The following is a 21,143-nucleotide window of genomic DNA, read 5'->3' as shown; positions in this document are numbered from 1 at the left end:
GGAATGCAATTTGTCTCCAATAACAGCCAGCAATCATACTGCCTGATAAACATCTTGGTTAAATTTATAAAATATTGTATAATAATAAGAAATAAGGGAAGGTGGTCTGTCATTATGAAAACGAAAAAAATGCTGCTCATAACGCTTACATGTGTTCTTCTAATCGGAATTGTCCCTGTCCCGGCCTATGCTGCCGCATCGACATATAAACAATATAATACTTACACGTCAAAAGGAACCAAGATCGGGGCCTACAGAATAAGATGGCATTATAAAACCGGGCTTTACAGTATAAAAGGAAAGAAGAAAGTAAAGATCGCAGGCAAAAACAGCAACACCGTGATTCTGTCCAACAAGAAAAAAATATACTATTCTGTTACCAAAGGAAATCATTATTATATATATTCCGCAAATATAAACGGTTCAAAGAAAAAAAAGATTGTGAAAGGGAAACTAAAAAAGGATGCTCCTTACATAAATCTTGAATACGGGTATGGCAATAAAATATATTTTGTTACCGAATTGGATCCGGGTACTCTCAAAGTTGTAAATATTAAGACAAAAAAGACAAAAAAATTAGCAGCAAATGTGACCTCTACTACACGTTCTGGAAACTATCTTTATCTGGACCCTTATTCAGGAGATGCATACGGCGGACAGCCCTTACGCGTTCTTACTGTAAATAATGATAAAGTTAAAACTATTTCCAAATGTGCAAACTATACAGTCCGCGGAAAAACTCTGTATTACTCTAATTACAAAAAAACTTTGAAAAAAGGATTTCTTGTGGATGTCCTGCAGTGTAAACGAGATGGTTCCAAAAAGAAATATCTCGCTAAAAACATTAAAATAATATGCAGCTGGAATATTTCATCAAAAGGTATGCACTATCTGGACCAAAATTATAAAGAAAAATATTATAAATTCAAATAAATTTCAAAAACGAAAGCGAGGTTATCATATATGAAAAAAAGAAGCCTGAAAATTAATTTAGCAATCGCTGCACTGGCCGCTGTCATAGGAAGCCTTTTCCTTATCTCTCCGGCAAATGTCTCTGCCGAAAGTTATTCCGCCCCGCCGCAGCAAGTTACATTTGGCCATACTTATACAGGAACAATTAATACAACAGAAGATATGTATCGGTATAATGTAACATTAAAAAAACCGGGCACTGTTAAAATTAATATCACTCTCAGCAATCCGGACAGCGAAATACGTTCTCTGATTTTAAAAGTCTACAACAGCTCCGGAAAACTCCTTTATAAAAAACTAGTTGATAAATCACATTCTGTAATTGCAGCGAACCTGAAAAAGGGCAGGTACTATATAGTTGCCGATGGAATGATGGGAACTTATAAAACTACAACATTTAAGTTGAAACCTTCCTATAAGGGATTCCCGGCTTCATCTGTTAAAAAGCTTTCTAATAAAGCAAAGAAAAAATTAAAAGTAACATGGACAAAAAAATCAGCAGTGTCCGGCTATCAGGTTCAGATCGCCACAAATTCAAAGTTCTCAAAAAACAAAAAATCATATACAGCCAAAAAAAATACAATAACAAGCAAAACATTCAGCAAATTAAAAAAATCAAAAAAGTACTATGTCAGAGTTCGTACATATACAATTACATTGGACAAAACAAAAGTTTATTCAAAATGGAGCGGGGTCAAAAAGAAAAAAATAATAAAATAGAACTATTTAAAACAAGAAGGACAGGATACAACCTGTCCTTCTTGTTGATTAGACCGAAACATTCTAAGAACTACTAAAGGCACAAAAGAAAAACTCTCGTTGGATGCCTCCTCCTGTTAAATGTCATAGGTAATTTCCGAATCTGTCTCTCTCCGGCTCTTTTCCTGCTGCAATCATCTCATTTAGCAGCGGAAAGCGGTAGGTCCTGGGATCGTCCCCAACCCGGATCTGCCTCTTTGTAAGGGTGTGCATCTGCTCCATCTCTTCCCCTGAAAGCTCAAAATCAAAAATATCCATGTTCTGTTTAATCCGGCCCTCATTTGAGGATTTGGGTATCACTCCGAATCCATTCTGCACAAGCCAGTGCAGAATTACCTGTGCCGGCGTCTTTTCATGATTCCGGGCAATCTGAACAATTACAGGATCTTCCATGGGGGTTTTTAACTGGATCTCTGTCTCACCCGGTTTCGCTGTTTTTGCATCCTTCCTGCTCTCCCCGCCTGCCATGAGCGGACTCCATGCAACTGGAAAGATGTCATGGCTGCTGCAGTACTCAACGATCTCATACGGCTGAAAATAAGGATGCATTTCAATCTGGTCCACCATCGGCATAACCCCGGTCTCCTGAGCGCAGGCCTCCAGATGTTCCGGATAAAAATTGCTGACTCCCACTGCACGGAGCAAACCTTCCTCATACATACGGACCAGTGCTTTCCATGTAGGGACATACATATCCTCTCCGGGCCAGTGGACCAAAAACAAATCCAGCTGGTTCAGTCCAAACCTTTTCAGGGATGCTTCCACCGCATACAAGGTGTTGTCATAGCCCTGAAAACGGTTTCTCACCTTAGAAGTAACAAAAAAATCTTCTCTTTTCTTACCGGAGCGGCGTATCCCCTCTCCTACCGCTTCTTCATTTAAATAAACCTGTGCCGTGTCAATCGCTGTATAGCCTGTATCCAGTGCATACTTCACCATCCGGGAGCACTCTTCTCCCTTAAGCTTCCATGTCCCAAATCCGAGATACGGCATCTCAACTCCGTTGCTCAATGTCCTTTTAGGTATCATCCGGTTTCCTCCTTATTCTTAAATTCCCCTACTCTGCAGTTATTTCGTACCAGCCGTTGGTCTTGCTTCCCTTTTTGCTGACCTTAATATAGTAGGTTTGTTTTCCTTTTGGCAGCTTATATTTCTTAGCATCATTCATCAGGCTTACTTTTTTCCAAGCCTTTTTTCTTCCCGCTTTGTAAATAGTAAATCTTACTTTTCCGCTGTTTCCTTTTACTTCTAAAATTAAATTCTTTGTTTGTTTTGTATTCTTTTTAAACCGATACCATCTGCTTTTTTTTGCTTCCTTCGTAAACATTTGATCTGCTGTATATGCCTTATTTCCCAGTATTTTTTTCAAATCTTTGGCCTTTGACTTTTTCAGCCCGTACTTTCCATTATAAAAAGATACTGCTGTATCATATCCAAACATAACTGCCTGAGTCTTCGGCATCTTAAACACAATGCGGTAAGTTCCTTTTCTGAGCCCATATGTAAATTCTTTTGTCTTTGCAGAAGCCTTCATAGATGCCCCGGTTTTCTTCCAGGCCTTCCCTGATTTTTTTTGGATGTATCCGGAGACAGTTCCTTCTCCCTTAACCAGACTTTCATACTCAAACGTCACAACACTTTTCTTTTTGAGCCGGAATGTCCGGGTACATTTCTTTCCTTCACCTAAAACAGTCACCGGATCAGGTCCTTTTTTAACTGAAACTGCATTTCTCAGGACGGCCGCCTGAATCCGGAAAGATCTCTTACTCTGGGGTACCTTTACATAAAAAACATCTCCGGCCTTCACATAAGTTTTCCTATAGTATTGGGATCCATATTGGCTCCACGTTTTTCTCAGTAATTTTTTGCTGCCGTCATATACAGATGCCTGAGGAACCGTCTCATCCTCATCCCATGAGGACAGCTCTATGTTCAGCAGCCCGTTATCCTTCACTGTCAATTTTACCATTCTTTCATTTGTCTGATAGGACGGCTGGTACACAGGAGCGAACTCATCTGTCACTGCATTGGCCATCTGCCAGTCCGGAAAACCTTCCACGTCAATCTCCGGAAGATTATACTGTATCTCGTCATCTGCTGCCACAGTCTGTACTGTGCCGGCTGCCCCTGCCGCTATTAAACATGCTAACAGGCAGGCTGCCCATCGTTTTCTCCAACTTTTCATATGCAGCACCTCCAATTTATCCTAACCCATAGCTTCTTTCTTTATTATATCATGGATCACCTCACTTTTTCTCTGCCAGTTCAAAAAACAACTCCTTTTACAGCAAAAAGGCTGTCCGCCGGCTTCACACCGGCATGACAGCCTTTCCTGAATAAGAAATCCCTCAATCTCTCACATTGTATATCTCAGACTAATTTATTTCAGCAGTCCAATGGCTGCTTTGCCGATACCTGTTACAATGAAATAACAGCTTGTAGCTCCGGCATCCAAAACTCCTCTGGAGCGTTCACCCAGGCGGCTTGCCCGCCCGATTTTGGCCACAAGATCTTTTGTGGACTGCCATCCCTTTTCGGCAGCCTCATTCATTGCTTCCAGGCACTGCACAAACTCTTTTCCTTCTTCTTTTGCTGTAACAAAGGCTTCCTTTGCAGGAACCAGCGTATCAATCAAAGATTTATCCCCAACCTTGGCAGGACTGATTTCCTGGATCCCTTCCACTGCGTTGGTCAGCATCTCTCCAAATACTTCTGCATCTATGTCATCTGCATCTTCACAGGCCATGGCCATTTCATCAAACAGCATACCATATAAAGGTCCCATAGAACCGCCGATATCATCTAGAAGAGTCTCCCCAAGGATGGATAAAGCTTCACTCAGATTATAAGTCTTTCCGCTTAACTTCTCCTCACACATGGTAAAACCTTTGTTCATATTAATACCGTGGTCTCCGTCCCCAATCTGTCCGTCAATCTCACTCAGATAATTTCTCTGCTCCTGAATGACTTTAATCAGCTGGTCTACGATCATCCCTGCATCTGCATTTTTAAAACTAGCCATTGTTCTCACCTCTCTATTTAAGTATTTTACAGCATTGCATCTTTGATTGCTTTTGCTTCTGCTACCGGATCATCTGCATGGCCGATTGCAGATCCTACAATAATAATTTCAGGCTTTAATGCAACATATTTATCAATTGTCTTACTGTTGATTCCGCCTGCAACAGCGATCTGAGATTTTTTAGCATGCTCTGTCATCACCTGAAGATCCTGGATCGGCTCTCTTCCTGCAGCCTGCTGGTCGGCTCCTGTGTGAACTGCTAAAATATCCACGCCGATCTCTTCCATCTTTGCAATTCTTGCCGGAAGATCTTCTACACAGATCATATCCACAACAAGCTTTCTTTCATAGTCTCTGGCTGCCTTTAAAGCTCCTTCAATGGTCAGGTTATCAGACACTCCGAGGATGGTTGCATAAGCTGCTCCCGCCTCATAAGCATAGCTTGCTTCTAAATATCCGCCGTCCATAATCTTTAAATCCGCAAGGATTTCTTTATCCGGGAAGAAGCGGTGGAATTCACGGACTCCGCGCATACCTTCATCCATAACAAACGGTGTTCCGATTTCAATAATATCAACATGCTCTGCAACCTTATCTGCAAATCTTAAGGCATCTACTAACGGCATCTCATCTAACGCTAACTGTAATTTCATAACAAAATTCCTTTCCTAAATATATTCCTGATTTTTAAGTTTATTTTAAACCTGGCGCTTTCGCATCATAATCCAGCAGTTCTTTTAATTCTTCGTCCAGTTTCATAACTGTAAGCGCGGCTCCGTTCATGTCCAGTGAAGTCACATAATCTCCGATCAGCACCTTATAAATGGAAAGTCCCTGCTCTTTGAGATATGCTTCAATCTCATCATAAAGCACATACAGTTCCATAATCGGCGTGGCACCAAGTCCTGATAAGAGTACTGCCACTTCATCTTTGTTCTCAGGCTCCAGATCATCAATGACAGCCTTAGCCATATCCCTGGCGATCTCTTTGGCTGGCTTTAACTTCTGGACATTAATCCCCGGCTCTCCATGATGACCGATACCGAATTCCATGTCCCCTTCTTTGATTTCAAAATTCGGATGTCCTACTGCTGGTATTGCACATGGCCCCAGCCCCACACAGATACTTCTCGTGTGATCGACTGCTTTTTGAGCGATGGCTATCACCTCATCCAGGTCTGCTCCCATAGCTGCCTTTGCTCCGGCAGTTTTCCACATGAAAACACCTCCGGCGATTCCATGGCGTTTTTCCTTTGTTTCTTTTGGTGAAGATGCCACATCATCAGTAGCCGTTACATATTTTACAGTGACTCCCTGCTTCTTTGCCTTGCGGACAGCCATTTTTACATTCATATTGTCACCGGCATAATTTCCGAACAGGCAGGCTACGCCTTTTCCGGAATCTGCTGCCATAAAGGCATCATAGAAAGCCTGTGCAGAAGGAGAGGAAAATACTTCTCCTACTGCCACCGCATCCATCATATTTTCTCCCACATATCCAAGGAATGCCGGCTCGTGGCCGCTGCCTCCTCCGGTAACCAATCCTACTTTACCTTCTACCGGTGCGTTTTTATACTGAACCACCCTGTCATTTTTATCATTTTTCACAATCAGGTCATCGTGGGCTTTCAAAAAGCCTTTCAGCATATCTTCAACAACGTAATCCGGATTATTTACAAATCTCTGCAATTCTCTTCCTCCTGTTTGGCTTCTTATTCTAAGTTTGTATGTCTTTCTATCATTTCTTCGCTTGTCTGCCCCAAATCACTCATAAGGTTCATGATGATACTGTCATAGGTCAGCCAGCTCATCTGCTCAAACAGATTTCCCATAGGCTGGTTAGATTCTGCCAGGTTCTTTTCCCCTTCTGCTTTCTTTGGTGTAGATCCGGGTACTGTCACGATAACATCTGCCATCTGTCCGATAGTGTGTGTCGGAAACATGGTAACTGTGGCGATTCTTGCTCCGACCTTCTTAGCCTTTTCTCCCATAACAATGAGGCTCTGTGTCGTACCTGAACCAGATCCGAGTATGATCAGATCGCCCTCTTTGATCGGCGGGCAGGAAATCTCACCTACAAAATGCACGTCAAATCCCATATGTAATAAACGGTTGGTAAAGCCTCTGGCTGCCAGTCCTGAACGTCCTGCGCCTGCCAGGAAGATTTTATTCGCTTTCTTAACTTCATCTGCCAAACCCTGGATTTCTTCTTCTTTTACCATTCCAGAAAACTTTGACAGTTCATCCGTGATTATCTTTAAATTGACTGCTTCCATGATTATCTCCTTTTCCTTGACATGTGGCAATATGTTTTTATATTGTGGCGTTTTGTTGCTTTATGCTTTCATTATAGTTTTATAACCCAATAATGTCAACATCATTTTTTGCTTTTTTTGCAGTTTTGCTGTTTTTTGTGCTGTATATATTTGACTTAAACATCAAAATGATGTAAACTATTTCTAAAATAATTTAGATTGAAATCTTTTTATAGTTTTATCTACAAAGGAGACCATCATGGGCAAATTAATCGCGGCAGAACGCCACAAAGAAATCATACGGCTGCTGAACAGCAATGGAAGTGTAAAGATCAGCCAGCTGGCCAAGCAGTTCCAGGTATCCAGAGAAACCATCCGGCGGGATCTGCTTCATTTAAATGAAATAGGCGCGGTAAAGAAGAGTCATGGCGGTGCCACGTCCGTCTATGAGCTTAAGCCCCTGCCGTGGGAGTCCAGAGTAAGGGAGAAAGTTCCGTTAAAAGAAAAGCTGTGCGAACGGGCCATGGAGTTTATTGAGGACGGCAATGTAATCTTCCTGGACTCCGGCAGCACTATTTTCTGTCTGGCAGGAATGCTGAGCAAGAAATCCGGCTATACGATCGTTACTACTTCACTTGAGGCTGCCTATGCGCTGGTCCACAGCAACAATAAAGTGATTCTAACCGGCGGCATGCTGAATCCGAACAGCATGGCCGCAGAGGGATTCCAGGCCACCAGCCTGATCAACTCCCTGAAGGTTGATATTGCATTTCTCGGCACGAACGGTTTTGAACAGCACAAGGGGCCGGCTGTATCAGATTTTCAGGACGCCCAGACCAAACAGGCCATTATACCAAACGCCAGAACCAATGTAGTGCTGGCAGACAGCTCTAAGGCACAGGCATCCTCTCTGATCCAGTACACAAGCTGGCATGATATTGACCATCTGATCATAGACAAAGAAATCCCGGAGGATGTACTCCGCAATATACAGGAAATGACGGATGTAGTCCTGGTATGACATTACATCCACAAAAATACCGCCGAAGGTCTGACAAAAGACCTTCGGCGGCATTTTTTATTTGATGATAAATTTTAATATTTCATCTGGAGCATGACAATGCCTCCCAGATTCATGAGTATTCCAAATACAACTGCCGCATTCAGCATCCACTGAAAACGGACTTTTTGGATTCTTTTATATATGACAGCCGATCCGATTATAAATGCCATATATAAAAACAGATAAGTTCTTGTACTAGATGCAAACATGGTCGGAGTGAATGCCAAGGCCATTCTGGTTGCCCCTCCGATCAAAAATCCGGAGATCACAAGCAGCCGGTCCCTGCTGTCCCTCAGCCCTTCTACACAGACAAAGATCACACAGATGATAAATATCAAAAAGGCGGCTCCCATGGCAATCTGAAACGCCCACTGTCCGGCATTTTCGGGAAGCACCCTGGGTTCTGTATATTCCACTGACCGTTTTCTGATGATATCTGCCAGAAAATATAAACTGTAGATAATATTCAGCCCCATAGGAACCCATGCCGCAGCAAACTTCCATCCCCGGAACTTTCTGTCCGCTGCCAGAAGGATCAGTAAAAGACAGAAAATAAACAGGATAAAGTTCGGGACAACGGTGAAATGCTGAAAGATCGACACAAACCCGAGTCTCAGCTTATCAACAAATGTAAGCTGTATAAATTCCGGCATTTTATCGTGGATTTCTTTTGCCACCCGGACAGAATTCCCCGGATTGCTCAAAATGAATACCAGATTTCCAATGACCGATAAAAGCCCTGCAATCAAAAGAGCTGCCGCTTTTTTATGATCCCTGTAACATATGATCAGCAGGCAGAGGCAGCCTGCAAGCACAATGGCCATCTGTTCCAGATTGGCCGCATAGAGCAGGCCGGCTATATAAAGAATATATTCAGCCACTGACAGCTTTTCATTCTCTGTAAATTTTTTGAACAGCACAAGACAGCCGATCCCTGCTGCCAGAGGCCAGAGGTAATTGGCTGTAGTAACTCTCCATCCGGCAGAGCCCATATGCATAAACGGATATACACATAACAGTGCCGCGGTAAAGACTGCATTTTTCCCCTTGTTGTCCAGCAGATAGTTCAGTCCTGCGCCGAGCAGGATGCAGATAACAGTATCCGCTGCCTTCCAGAGCAAAACCGGTACCTTCAGTGCCGCTGCCATGGAGATCTCCACCAGGAATCTGGAAGACAGACTGTGATATCTGTGGATTAACCATGGCAGAACAGCCTTGTGCTCCAGCTGTGCCCCGAAAATCAGGTCGTCCCCGAAATCACTCTGAAGAATCAGGTGAATGAGGACTGCAATGCCTATAAAGATCCAAAGATACCGTTTCTCTTTCTCTCTCTCTCTTCTCATCTTAAATAGCTTCCGATAACGTCTTTCACAGTGGTGATCTTGCTGCACTTCCATGCATCAGCGCCGCAGAAGATCAATCCGTCGTCAATGTTTCCTTTTACAGCTTCGATCAGCCGTTCTGTAATACAATAAACTGTCTCCGCAGGATTGCAGGCAGACATACAGTTAAAGCAGTGGTTGGGCTTGATTCTGCCTTCCTTCTGGACAATCTCCATGAATTTATTTTTTATGGCCCGTCCCGGCATTCCTACGGGACTTTTAACGATTGTGATATCTTCTTTTTTACAGTTGATATACGCCTCTTTGAACTTGATATCCGCGTCACATTCTTCGGTAGTGACAAAAGGAGTAGCAATCTGCACTCCGGAAGCTCCCAGGGAGAGACAGCGGTCCATATCTTCTTTGGAAGAAATGCCTCCGGCTACAATGACGGGGATTTCCTTCTGATATTTCTCTTCATAAGGCTTTACCATGTCGATGATCTCCTGGATCGTGCTGTCATAATTTTCATAAGTCTCATCGCTTACCAGCTCTTCGTACTTAAACCCAAGATGTCCTCCGGCCTTCGGCCCTTCAATCAGCAGCGCATCCGGTGCCGTCTGGTGCTTTTTATCCCACATCTTCAGGATCACCCTCGCTGACTTTTTGGGGGACACAATCGGCACAAGCTTTGTCTTGCTCCCTTTTGCCAGAGCCGGCAGCTCTGTAGGCAGTCCTGCTCCTGAGATGATCAGATCAATACCGTTTGCTATGGCTTCCTTTACATAGTTGGCATACAGTCTGGTAGCCACCATAATGTTAATGCCAATGATTCCGTCGGGAGCGATCTCTCTCGCCTTTTTAATATGTTTTTTCATGGCCCGCATATTGGCTCCCTCAGGATCCTTTTCAAAATCAGGCTCATCATATCCAATCTGAGCTGCTGACAGCACTCCGATGCCGCCCTCTTTTGCAACTGCACCTGCAAGGGAACTCAAACTGACACCTACGCCCATTCCTCCCTGTATAATAGGGATTTTTGCAACTAAATCCCCGATTTTCAATGGTTTCACTTCCATTACCTCCGTGGTCTTTCTTTCAATTACATTTTTCTAAAGCGCTGGTATCTCTCTTCCACAATTTCATCCGGTGTTTTTTTCTTATATCGGTTCAGGAAATCAGTGATCATTTCCCTCATTTCCTCTGACAGTTCGATGATATTGTCAATACAGGCAGGTTCCGGCTCTTTTATCACTCTCTCTATGACACCCAGCTCTTTTAAATCCGCTGCCGTAATCTTCATCACCTTTGCGGCCTCAGATGCTCTGCTTCCATCCTTCCACAGGATGCTGGCAAACCCTTCGGGAGAAAGCACAGAGTAAGTAGAATTTTCCATACTCCACACTTCATTGCCGACAGCCATGGCGATGGCACCGCCGCTGCCGCCTTCCCCGATCATAATAGAGAGAATCGGTACTTTTAAGGATGACATTTCATAGAGATTTCTGGCAATAGCCTCCCCGATTCCGCCCTCTTCAGCTTCAATTCCGCAAAAAGCTCCCGGTGTGTCCACAAAACAGATGATAGGACGGTGAAACTTTTCTGCCTGGCGCATAAGGCGCATAGCCTTTCTGTAGCCTTCCGGAGAAGGCATTCCAAAATTCCTCTTAATATTTTCTTTTGTAGAACGGCCTTTCTGCTGGCCAACCACTGTGACCGGCATACCGCCTATGGATGCCAGCCCTCCGACAATCGCTCCGTCATCACCGAACAGACGGTCCCCATGCAGAGACATATAACGGTCAAAGATCGTTGTGATATAATCCAGGCTGGTCGGCCGCTCCGCTGACCTGGAGATCTCAACTCTCTCCCATGGTGTTAAATTATTATGACTCATAACAACAACTCCTTATAATGGTGGCAAGCACTTTCCGCAGGTTTTTCCGCTCTACAATCTTGTCTGCAAATCCATGTTCCAGCAAAAATTCTGATCTCTGGAAACCGTCCGGAAGCTTCTGTCCGATGGTCTGTTCAATGACACGCGGTCCTGCAAATCCGACCAGTGCCCCGGGTTCCGCCAGAATCACGTCACCAAGCATCGCAAAGCTTGCAGTCACTCCGCCGGTAGTCGGATCCGTCAATACACTGATGTACAAAAGTCCTGCCTGATCATGCCTTCTTAAAGCTGCAGACGTCTTTTCCATCTGCATCAGGGAAATGATCCCCTCCTGCATTCTTGCTCCTCCGGAACATGTAAAAATGATGATCGGGATACGTTTCTCAGTCGCTCTCTCAATAGCCCTTGTTATCTTTTCACCGACAACCTGGCCCATGCTGCCCATCATAAAATCAGCGCTCATGACAGCGATTGCCACTTCAATTCCGGCAATCTTTCCTTTTCCCGTAATCACTGCCTCTTCCAGATTTGTCACAGACTTCTGGTGCTCCAGCTTCTTTAAATAGCCGGGAAACTCCAGAGGATCCGATGTGGTAAGCCCGGTATCCCATTCCTCAAAGGTATTGCGGTCCAGAACCATGGCAACCCTGGTTCTCGGGCGGATTCTGAAATAGTTTCCGCAGTGGGGGCAGATATAATAGTTTTCAATAATATCTTCATTATAGACCGGCTTTCCGCAGTCACTGCATTTTTGGAACAGTCCTTCCGGCGCCTGGTACTCAAGCAGGGTATCTTTGGCTTTTTTTACCCGTTCCGCCTGTTTTTTCTCCTGAGGTGTCAATGTTCTTTTCTTAAACATTTCTTTTAACATGATGCTTCACCTTGGCTTTCTTTCTCTTCTTCCCGTTCCTTCTGGAACCTCTCAATAAATCCAGTATCCACATTTCCGTCAATGAAATCCTGGTGGTTGATAATATCATACTGATAATCAATGTTGGTCTTAATACCTTCCAGCACCAGCTCACCCAAAGCATTCCTGAGCTTCCTTAAGGCCAGCTTCCTGTTTTTATCATAGACAATCAGCTTGGCAACCATGGAATCATAAAACGGAGGGATCTCGTATCCGGTAAACAGGGCAGAGTCAATACGCACACCTTTTCCTCCCGGAAAATGAACGTTCGTGACTACTCCGGGACTTGGGCGGAAATCATGTTCTGTATCCTCTGCATTGACTCTCACCTCAATGGCGTGTCCCGTAATGTGGATATCCTTCTGCTGATAAGTCAGATGCCTTCCCGCTGCAATACGGATCTGCTCCCGTATCAGATCAATGCCGGTTACCCACTCCGTTACCGGATGCTCTACCTGAATTCTAGTATTCATCTCGATAAAATAGAAGTTTCCGTCCTGATCCTTCAAAAATTCAATGGTTCCGGCACTGTAGTATCCGGCTGCTTTTGCGGCCTTTACCGCAATGGCTCCCATCTTCTCTCTGAGTTCTTTGCTGATCGCAGGTGACGGTGATTCCTCAATCAGCTTCTGGTGGCGTCTCTGAATGGAACAATCCCTCTCCCCCAGATGAATCACGTTGCCGTATTTGTCTGCCAAGATCTGAAATTCGATATGTCTCGGGTCCCGGATATATTTTTCAATATACATAGTACCGTCGCCGAAAGCATTTTCTGCTTCTCTCTTTGCTGTTTCAAATGTATGTTCAAACTCTTCGGAAGCTTCGCAGATTCTCATTCCCTTGCCACCGCCACCGGCGGAAGCCTTGATCATGACAGGATACCCCATCTCATCGGCGATCTTTCTGCCTTCCAAAGCCTCATAAACCGCATCCTTAGTACCCGGCACAACAGGCACATCCGCCTCCATCATCGTCTTTCTGGCTGCGGACTTATCTCCCATTTTGTCAATAATATCAGCAGAAGGTCCGATGAATGAAATATTGCATTTTTCACACATGCGCACAAACTTGCTGTTTTCTGATAAAAATCCGAACCCCGGATGAATCGCATCTGCTCCCACTGCCATGGCAGCCCCGATAACACGCTCCATATCCAGATAGCTGTCCTTTGCAGGCGCAGGGCCGATGCACACAGTCTCATCTGCCAGCTGTGCATGAAGGGCATCCTTATCCGCTTCGGAACAGATCGCCACAGATAATATATCCATCTCACGTAAGGCCCGGATAATGCGTACCGCAATTTCTCCTCTGTTTGCAATTAAAATCTTCTTAAACATAAGACGCTTCCTCCTAGCCGATCATGAATGTGATTTCTCCGGACGCGACTACTTTACCGTCCACCGTTGCGGTTCCTTTTCCGACACCTACCGGTCCTTTCACCTTGATCATCTCAATTTCCAGGGTAAGCACATCTCCTGGTACAACTTTGCCGCGGAATTTTGCTTTGTTTACTCCGCCCAGGAACCCGATTTTGCCTTTGTTCTCCTCCGCAGAAAGACAGCAGACTGCACCAACCTGTGCAAGCGCTTCAATGATAAGCACACCCGGCATTACCGGCTCCTGAGGAAAATGTCCTGCAAAAAAAGGTTCATTATAAGTTACACATTTTTTCCCGACTGCCCTCTTTCCGACTTCCATTTCCTCTATGCGGTCGACCAGAAGAAAAGGACTTCTGTGCGGAATGATATCCATGATTTCTTTAATATTCAGCATATGCTACCCCTTTCTTACCGGATGATGACCAGCGGTTCTCCGTATTCTACAATATCCCCGTTGTTTACCGGGATGCTGACTACAGTTCCGTCAAACTCACTCTCCACCTCATTCATCAGCTTCATCGCTTCAACGATTCCAACGATCTGGCCCTTTTTCACTGTATCGCCTACCTGTACAAACGGCTCAGCTCCTTCTGACGGTGCTGAATAGAAAGTTCCAACCAAAGGTGCGGTCACTGCATTTCCTTCCGCTTCATCATTTGAAGAAACAGGCTCAGGGGCTGCCTGCCCTAAAACGGCAGCTGCAGGTGCCGGCGGTGCGGCAGGTGCTGGTGCTGCTATCACTTCTGCCTTATTCTTTGACAGCTTCACTGAGAAATCATCGTCTTTATATTCAAATTTATCGACATTTGAATCTGATAATGCCTGGATCAGTTCTTTCATTTCCTCTAATTTCATAACTTATCCTCCCTATTCTGCGAACTTTTTGATCAGAAGTGTTGCATTATGCCCGCCGAATCCCAGTGAATTGCTCAGAGCATAATTGACTGTACGGTCTGTGACAGGTTCTAATGTATAGTCCAGATCACATTCTTCATCCGGCACTTTCAGTCCGACGGTCGGATGGATATAGTCTTCCATGACAGACTTCACACAGGTAATAAATTCAATAGCACCCGCTGCTCCAAGTCCGTGTCCGATCATAGATTTCGTGGAACTGATCTTTAAGTCCCCGGCGTGTCCGCCGAAGGTTGTCTTGATGGCTTTTGTTTCAAATTTATCGTTGGCCGGTGTGCTCGTTCCGTGAGCGTTGATGTAATCCACTTCCTCGGGACTGATCTCTGCTTCGTCGATGGCAAACTGCATCGCACGCGCAGCTCCTTCACCGTCCTCTGCCGGGGATGTGATATGGAATGCGTCGCTTGTCGCACCGTATCCGACTACCTCTGCAAGGATGTTTGCACCCCTTGCCTTTGCATGCTCCAATGTCTCCAGCACTACGACTCCGGCTCCTTCTCCGATGATGAAGCCGTCTCTTTCCTTGTCAAACGGAATAGATGCACGCTCCGGATCTTCTGATCCGCTCAGAGCTGTCAGGGAAGCAAATCCTGCCACCGCTACGGGTGTAATGCAGGCCTCTGTTCCTCCTGCCACCATCACATCTGCTTCTCCGCACTGGATAGACCGGTAAGCTTCACCTATGGACTGGGTTCCTGTTGCACATGCTGTAACCACGTTGATGCTCTTGCCTCTTAAACCAAAGGCCAGAGATACATTTCCGGCTGCCATATTGGAAATCATCATCGGAACTACCAGAGGTTTCACCCTGTTCGGTCCTTTTGTACGGATGACTTCTGTGCTTTTCTCTACGATCTGCAGGCTTCCTGTTCCGGAGCCCACAGAAACACCAATCCTTGCGGTATCCTCTTTTTCCAGATCAAGACCGGAATCCTCGATAGCCTCCTTTGCCGCAGCTACAGCGTACTGGGAGAACAGTTCCATTCTCCTTGCAGAGCGCGGATCCATGTAGTCTTTTGCTTTAAAGTCTTTTACTTCTGCTGCCAGATGAGTTTTGTATTCACTGGCATCGAAATGGGTAATCGGGCCAAATCCGATCTTTTGGTTTTTAATGCCGTCCCAGAACTCTTCTACGCTATTTCCGATCGGAGTAATAGCGCCCATGCCGGTTACTACAACTCTCTTTAAATTTTTCATACTGCTCTCCTTTACATTCCCATTCCGCCGTCTACACTGATTGTCTGTCCAGTAATGTAGGACGCCTTGTCAGATGCTAAAAATGCTACCGTCTCCGCAATGTCCTTTGTACTTCCCACTCTTTTTAATGGGATTGTATCAATGATGCCTTTTTTTACATCCTCCGGAAGCACATCCGTCATCTCTGTATCTATGTATCCAGGTGCCACTGCATTAACCGTAATCCCTCTGGATCCAAGCTCTCTGGCAAGAGATTTGGTCATTCCGATCACTCCTGCCTTTGAGGCACAGTAATTCATCTGTCCTGCGTTGCCGATCACTCCTGAGACTGAAGACATGTTGATGATATGCCCGGATTTCTGTTTGAGCATGATCCTCGCCACATGCTTCATACAGTTAAATGTTCCTTTCAGATTCACATTGATCACCTGGTCGAACTCCTCCTCGCTCATTTTCATAGCGAGATTATCCTTTGTGATGCCTGCATTGTTTACCAAAATATCTATGGATCCAAATTCCTTTTTCACAGAAGCCATCATTTCCTTGGCTGTGCCGAAATCTGAAACATCACCCTGATATGCCTTGGCTTCTCCTCCGTCTGCAGTGATCTGAGCCACAACTTCTTCGGCTTTTTCCTTCGACCCGCAGTAGTTGACAATAACCTTTGCACCATATCCCGCAAGTGTCAGCGCCACTTCACGTCCGATTCCACGGCTTGCACCCGTGACAACCGCTACTTTTCCTTCTAACATGACAAGACCTCCTCAAGCTTTTTCAAATCTTCTTTTTTCTCTATATTGATCACCTTCATCTTCCGGTTGATCTTTCTCATGAATCCGGATAAGGTTTTTCCAGGACCGATCTCAATAAACGTATCTGCTCCGGCTTCTATCATTTTCTCTATAGATTGTTCCCATCGTACAGAAGAATAAACCTGTTTTCCCAGCAGGTCCTTTACCTGGTCCCTGGAAGTAACAAATTCTGCAGTTGTGTTTGATATGTAAGGAATCTGCGGGTCCTGAACGTCCACATCCTTCAAAACTTCCAGCAGCTTCTCTCCGGCCGGCTTCAGCATAGCAGAGTGGAACGGACCGCTGACCTTTAACGGAAGCACTCTTTTGGCACCCGCTTCTTTCAGGGCTTCTGCTGCTGAAGCTACCGCCTCTGCCTCTCCGGAGATCACAATCTGGCCCGGACAATTATAATTGGCAATGGAGACAATTCCGTCCACCTGAGGAAGCACAGCCTCGATCTCTTCTTTTTTCATGCCCAGAACAGCCGCCATTGCTCCTTCTCCGGCAGGCACGGTATCCTGCATCAAAATTCCTCTCTGGCGCACAACTTTGACTGCATCCTCAAAGTTCATGACTTTGCCTGCAACAAGAGCACAATATTCCCCGAGACTTAAACCTGCTGTCATATCTGCCTTTATACCCATAGCCTCGATCTCTCTCAGGATGGCAACACTGGCTGTCACCATAGCGGCCTGTGTATATTCTGTAATATTGATGTCTTCATTTTCCTCGAAGCACAATGCTTTCACATCAATGTCCAACACTTCATTCGCTTTTTCAAATACTTCTCTGCTGTGTTCAAAAGAGTCATAGAACTCTTGTCCCATTCCGACATACTGTGCTCCCTGCCCCGGAAACATAAAAACAATTTTACCCATCGTTATCACCTCGTCAATTACTTTGAGTTTCAAAATATCTGTTTCTAAAAAATTGACTTATAACCTCAAAAAATCAGTTATAAGCCAATATTTTGTCAATCTTAGTCTTCTACGCCTTTATTCTTTAAGTAGTTGATTACATCTTCAACAGTGTTCAGCTCTGTCAGGTCGTCAGACGGAATCTCTACATCGTACTCTTCTTCTAATGCCATAACCAATTCAAATAAGTCCAGGGAGTCAGCTCCTAAATCATCTTTGAAAGATGTCTCTAACGCAATTTCACTTTCATCAACGCTTAACTGTTCTGCAATGATTTCCTTCATTTTCTCTAACATAATTTAATCTCCTTCATACCTCATAATAGTTTGATTATCAAAGTATAACTACTTATACCCGAACTTGTCAAGTAAATTCACTCCTATATTATACTAACTCACATACAAATATGCAAGGAAGTTATTAGGAAATAACGGTGAAAAAATCCGTTTTTCTAATCCTTCGCCGGCCAGCAGCCAAGCAGGATATCTTCTGCTTTCTTATTCCAAAATCCCCCGGCTTCATCGCATGCATCCGCCAGACGTTCAAACAGCGGATTCTCTCTGCCCAGCTTCCTGAAGTCTTCAATCGCTGTCAGCGGCATAGAGATATGTGTGTAAATGATCTTTTTCTCCCCCGGCATCTTCTTTAAATACAGTGTGGTGTCCACCACTGCGTCAAGGCCGCCGATATGTGTAATATTCATGGCAGCATTGATCTTTTTGTCACGGAGCAGCTGCAGTGCCTCTTCCATATCTGATTTAAGTCCCCCGGAGGATCCGATCAGCTTGGTTTTCAGATAATGGCTGCCGTAAATATTCATCCCAGCCCGGTACTTTTTGTCTGCTGTAGCCGCGTAAATGTTCATGCAGCCGTCCATCGCCATGATCCTGTTTCCGGTTTCCGCCACATTTTTGGGCGGGGCATAGACAAACACATCATCATAGCCCTTTTCATTGGTCAGTGCCAGAAGTGCAGAGGCAGGGTCCACCATCATAGACGGATTTATATAATAAAGCTCCACGCCGTTTCTCTGTGCCTCCTGCACCGGGATCAGCTTTCTTGCCCTGGCGATTCTCTCCTCGTCTGTATCTGTCACAACCAGCCGTTTCGGCTTCTTCTCCATCGTCATAACATAGCGGACAGCCATCAGCCCCATAGGTCCGCAGCCTCCCAGAATGACCGTATTGCCGCCCTCTTTTATACCGGAAATATGTTCATGGGAACCCGGCTTGCTGTGGTAGTTGGAATGAAAACTCCCGACAATACTGTACAGCGCCTGTGCCACCGTGGCCTCATAAAAGCTCTCCCCTTCAAATTTCAGAAGACATTCCTTCTCAATTACGTTTCCCGGCACAATACAATAGGTAGCTGCCCCTCCGAAATACTCATAAGAATATCCCGGAGACTCAATCTGTCCCGGAATCTCGGGAACGACTACATACTTGTCTCCCGGATGATACTGATTCTTCCACTTGTCTCCCACCTGTTCAATGACTCCGGCAAACTCATGTCCGATCAATATAGGATACTTCCGTATATTTTTTGGTACCCGCAGATGCCTCTGCGCAAGTGTGATCTCTTTCAATGTGGACATGGCAATTCCGTTGCACAAAATCTTCAGCAGAATCTCATCCTCTTTGATCGCAGGAAGTTCAAACTCTTCCATCCTGATGTCCTTTACCCCGTAAAGTCTGACGCCTTTTACTTTCATAGTCATCGCCCCTTTTACTCAATGCAGGTCATATAGAAATTATTTCCTAGAATTATACCAGAAACAGAAATAAAAAAAAAGACTTGTGAAAGACCTTAGAGAAACAGTAAACACAAAATAATCAAACTTTCATCACATTCTGTTTAGGTTTCTCCTTTATCCTATATAGAGCGAAACAAAAGGAGGTAACAAATTGATAGAAGTGAAACATCTTACAAAGAAATATGGCAGTCATCTGGCATTAAATGATTTGTCATTTACCATTGAGAAAGGTCAGATTTATGGTTTTCTCGGTCCGAACGGTGCCGGGAAATCGACCACGATGAACATTATGACCGGATACATCGGTGCCGACAGCGGGGAGATTCTCATAAACGGATGCGGCATTCTGGAGGAACCGGAAAAGGCTAAAAAATCGGTGGGATATCTTCCGGAAATACCGCCTCTTTATCCGGATATGACTGTCCGGGAATACTTAAGCTTTGTCTCTGAATTAAAAAACATACCAAAAAAAGACAGGGAGGCAGAAATAAATCAAGTGTGCAGCATGATCCGTCTCGATGAAGTCTCACACCGGCTGATCCGGAACCTGTCCAAAGGATACCGCCAGAGAACCGGTCTTGCCGCTGCGGTGCTTGGTTTTCCTGATATCATTATTCTGGATGAACCTACCGTGGGTCTGGATCCAAAACAGATCATTGAGATCCGGCAGCTGATCCGCACATTATCCAAAGACCATACCGTTATTTTAAGTTCCCATATTCTGGCGGAAGTACAGGAAATCTGTGATTATGTACTCATTATTTCAAAAGGTCAGCTGGCCGCCGAGGGAACCCCTGCCCAGCTGGAACATATGTCCCACGGAAAAGATACTGTAGAACTCACAGTTATGTCAGACCCGTCCTGTATACAATCCGTACTGGACACTGTCTCAGGCATACAAAACATTTCCTGGAAAGGCCACTCGGACGACTCCTGTGATTTGACACTGGAGATATCCGGGGACAGCAAGGAGATCTGCCAGAACATTTCTATGGCCTTTGCCAAAGAACAGATCCCGGTCACACGGATTTATATCTCCAAGACAACTTTGGAGGATATATTCCTGGAATTAACCGATAATGTCAGTGAAGATAAGGAAGGAGAAAATGAAGATGAAAGCAGTTTATAAAAGGGAACTCCGTGCCTATTTTACCTCTATGATCGGATGTGCCTTCGCAGCATTTCTTATTATCATCGGGGGCATCTATTTTATGGTATATAACTTATCCAGCGGGTACCCATTTTTCGCTTATTCTCTCTCAGGAGTTATCTTTGCGGTTCTGATTACAATTCCGGTTCTGTCTATGAAATGCTTTGCAGAGGAAAGAAAAAATAAAACAGATCAGCTGCTGCTGACTTCACCAGTTCCTCTGTTGAAGATTATTCTGGGCAAATATTTTGCCATGATTACGGTATTTGCCATTCCGTGCCTGGTCTACTGCCTGTTTCCCCTGATTATTAAATTTCAGGGAAATGCCCATCTTCTGGTTGATTATTCATCAATCCTGGCTTTTTATCTTCTGGGATGTGTTTTCATCGGGATTGGGATGTTTCTGTCCTCTCTCACAGAAAGTCCGGTCATTGCTGCCATCAGCACATGCGGAGTTTTATTTTTCCTGTATATGCTGGATAATCTTCTGAACTATGTTCCGACCGGTGCACTCAGCGGTGTCATTATCCTCATTATTGTATTGTCACTGGCCGCAGGCCTGATTTATCACATAACAAAAAATCAGGTGATTGCCGGAACTGTGGAGGCCGCAGGAGTCATCACTGCCATAGCAGTATATTTCATAAAACCTTCTCTCTTTGAAAATCTGATTCACGACATTCTGGAGCATTTGGTTCTTACTGACGTTTTCTATAATTTTGCCCAGAATTATATTTTTGATATCGGAGGACTTTTGTATTATCTCTCCATCATCATTCTTTTTATTTACTTGACCATACAGACATTTCAGAAGAGACGATGGAGTTAGGAGGAGATG

At 44.6% G+C, this 21,143-nt stretch carries 21 protein-coding genes and 1 pseudogene; 5 read left to right on the top strand and 17 right to left on the bottom strand.

Annotation, left to right across the window (positions count from 1 at the left end):
• The first annotated feature begins 114 nt into the window (after positions 1-114).
• Together KH180_RS10900 and KH180_RS10895 are read left to right on the top strand one after the other, a co-directional pair.
• Positions 115-933 carry a DUF5050 domain-containing protein gene (locus KH180_RS10900; protein ID WP_290760188.1) on the top strand — a complete coding sequence of 273 codons (819 nt, stop codon included), beginning with the start codon at positions 115-117 and terminating at the stop codon, positions 931-933.
• A 30-nt stretch (positions 934-963) separates the two neighbouring features.
• Complete coding sequence (locus KH180_RS10895) at positions 964-1,692, top strand: fibronectin type III domain-containing protein (RefSeq protein ID WP_290760186.1); 729 nt, start codon at positions 964-966, stop codon at positions 1,690-1,692.
• Positions 1,693-1,815: 123 nt separating this feature from the next.
• Here KH180_RS10895 and KH180_RS10890 read toward each other — a convergent pair whose 3' ends face one another.
• The 6 genes from KH180_RS10890 to hxlB form a co-directional block, all read right to left on the bottom strand.
• A complete protein-coding gene (locus KH180_RS10890) occupies positions 1,816-2,760 on the bottom strand; it encodes an aldo/keto reductase (RefSeq protein ID WP_290760184.1) in 945 nt (314 codons plus the stop codon).
• A 28-nt stretch (positions 2,761-2,788) separates the two neighbouring features.
• Complete coding sequence (locus tag KH180_RS10885) at positions 2,789-3,916, bottom strand: hypothetical protein (RefSeq protein ID WP_290760182.1); 1,128 nt, start codon at positions 3,914-3,916, stop codon at positions 2,789-2,791.
• Between the two features lie 195 nt (positions 3,917-4,111).
• Positions 4,112-4,753, bottom strand: coding sequence for a dihydroxyacetone kinase subunit DhaL (dhaL, locus tag KH180_RS10880; protein ID WP_290760180.1), 642 nt, complete (start codon positions 4,751-4,753; stop codon positions 4,112-4,114).
• Positions 4,754-4,779: 26 nt separating this feature from the next.
• A complete protein-coding gene (gene hxlA / locus KH180_RS10875) occupies positions 4,780-5,406 on the bottom strand; it encodes a 3-hexulose-6-phosphate synthase (RefSeq protein ID WP_290760178.1) in 627 nt (208 codons plus the stop codon).
• A 40-nt stretch (positions 5,407-5,446) separates the two neighbouring features.
• Positions 5,447-6,442 carry a dihydroxyacetone kinase subunit DhaK gene (locus KH180_RS10870; RefSeq protein ID WP_290760176.1) on the bottom strand — a complete coding sequence of 332 codons (996 nt, stop codon included), beginning with the start codon at positions 6,440-6,442 and terminating at the stop codon, positions 5,447-5,449.
• A 23-nt stretch (positions 6,443-6,465) separates the two neighbouring features.
• Complete coding sequence (hxlB, locus tag KH180_RS10865) at positions 6,466-7,029, bottom strand: 6-phospho-3-hexuloisomerase (RefSeq protein WP_290760174.1); 564 nt, start codon at positions 7,027-7,029, stop codon at positions 6,466-6,468.
• A 238-nt stretch (positions 7,030-7,267) separates the two neighbouring features.
• Between hxlB and KH180_RS10860 the strand changes: the two genes are divergently transcribed.
• Positions 7,268-8,029: a DeoR/GlpR family DNA-binding transcription regulator gene (locus tag KH180_RS10860; protein ID WP_290760172.1), complete on the top strand. Its 762-nt coding sequence runs from the start codon at positions 7,268-7,270 to the stop codon at positions 8,027-8,029.
• 74 nt (positions 8,030-8,103) lie between these two features.
• Here KH180_RS10860 and KH180_RS10855 read toward each other — a convergent pair whose 3' ends face one another.
• From KH180_RS10855 to KH180_RS10805, 11 genes and pseudogenes are all read right to left on the bottom strand, one after another.
• Entirely contained in the window at positions 8,104-9,414 is a 1,311-nt protein-coding gene (locus KH180_RS10855; protein ID WP_290760170.1) for a DUF6056 family protein, read from the bottom strand.
• Positions 9,411-10,472, bottom strand: a complete 1,062-nt coding sequence (locus tag KH180_RS10850) for an NAD(P)H-dependent flavin oxidoreductase (protein WP_290760168.1) — start codon at positions 10,470-10,472, stop codon at positions 9,411-9,413. Before KH180_RS10850 ends, KH180_RS10855 begins: the two co-directional genes overlap by 4 nt.
• 23 nt (positions 10,473-10,495) lie before the next feature.
• Positions 10,496-12,161, bottom strand: a pseudogene (locus tag KH180_RS16865) (acetyl-CoA carboxylase carboxyltransferase subunit alpha).
• Positions 12,155-13,537, bottom strand: a complete 1,383-nt coding sequence (locus KH180_RS10840; protein ID WP_290760166.1) for an acetyl-CoA carboxylase biotin carboxylase subunit — start codon at positions 13,535-13,537, stop codon at positions 12,155-12,157. Before KH180_RS10840 ends, KH180_RS16865 begins: the two are co-directional and overlap by 7 nt.
• 13 nt (positions 13,538-13,550) lie before the next feature.
• Positions 13,551-13,973: a 3-hydroxyacyl-ACP dehydratase FabZ gene (fabZ, locus tag KH180_RS10835; RefSeq protein WP_290760164.1), complete on the bottom strand. Its 423-nt coding sequence runs from the start codon at positions 13,971-13,973 to the stop codon at positions 13,551-13,553.
• A 14-nt stretch (positions 13,974-13,987) separates the two neighbouring features.
• The gene (accB, locus tag KH180_RS10830) at positions 13,988-14,434 is read right to left on the bottom strand and encodes an acetyl-CoA carboxylase biotin carboxyl carrier protein (RefSeq protein WP_290760162.1); all 447 of its coding nucleotides are present in this window, start codon (positions 14,432-14,434) and stop codon (positions 13,988-13,990) included.
• Positions 14,435-14,446: 12 nt separating this feature from the next.
• Entirely contained in the window at positions 14,447-15,691 is a 1,245-nt protein-coding gene (gene fabF / locus KH180_RS10825; RefSeq protein ID WP_290760160.1) for a beta-ketoacyl-ACP synthase II, read from the bottom strand.
• Positions 15,692-15,702: 11 nt separating this feature from the next.
• Positions 15,703-16,443: a 3-oxoacyl-[acyl-carrier-protein] reductase gene (fabG, locus tag KH180_RS10820; RefSeq protein WP_290760159.1), complete on the bottom strand. Its 741-nt coding sequence runs from the start codon at positions 16,441-16,443 to the stop codon at positions 15,703-15,705.
• Positions 16,437-17,363: an ACP S-malonyltransferase gene (fabD, locus tag KH180_RS10815; protein ID WP_290760157.1), complete on the bottom strand. Its 927-nt coding sequence runs from the start codon at positions 17,361-17,363 to the stop codon at positions 16,437-16,439. The genes fabG and fabD overlap by 7 nt, the downstream gene beginning before the upstream one ends.
• A gap of 101 nt (positions 17,364-17,464) precedes the next feature.
• Positions 17,465-17,698 carry an acyl carrier protein gene (gene acpP, locus KH180_RS10810; protein ID WP_006568462.1) on the bottom strand — a complete coding sequence of 78 codons (234 nt, stop codon included), beginning with the start codon at positions 17,696-17,698 and terminating at the stop codon, positions 17,465-17,467.
• Positions 17,699-17,853: 155 nt separating this feature from the next.
• Entirely contained in the window at positions 17,854-19,113 is a 1,260-nt protein-coding gene (locus KH180_RS10805) for a zinc-binding dehydrogenase (protein ID WP_290760150.1), read from the bottom strand.
• Between the two features lie 193 nt (positions 19,114-19,306).
• Between KH180_RS10805 and KH180_RS10800 the strand changes: the two genes are divergently transcribed.
• Positions 19,307-20,284, top strand: coding sequence for an ABC transporter ATP-binding protein (locus KH180_RS10800; protein WP_290760148.1), 978 nt, complete (start codon positions 19,307-19,309; stop codon positions 20,282-20,284).
• Positions 20,268-21,134, top strand: coding sequence for an ABC transporter permease (locus KH180_RS10795; protein ID WP_290760146.1), 867 nt, complete (start codon positions 20,268-20,270; stop codon positions 21,132-21,134). The genes KH180_RS10800 and KH180_RS10795 overlap by 17 nt, the downstream gene beginning before the upstream one ends.
• The last annotated feature ends 9 nt before the right edge of the window (positions 21,135-21,143 follow it).

The sequence above is a fragment of the Anaerostipes sp. genome, assembly GCF_018381315.1.
Taxonomy (GTDB): Bacteria; Bacillota; Clostridia; order Lachnospirales; family Lachnospiraceae; genus Anaerostipes.
This window is presented reverse-complemented; position numbering and strand designations above follow the sequence as displayed.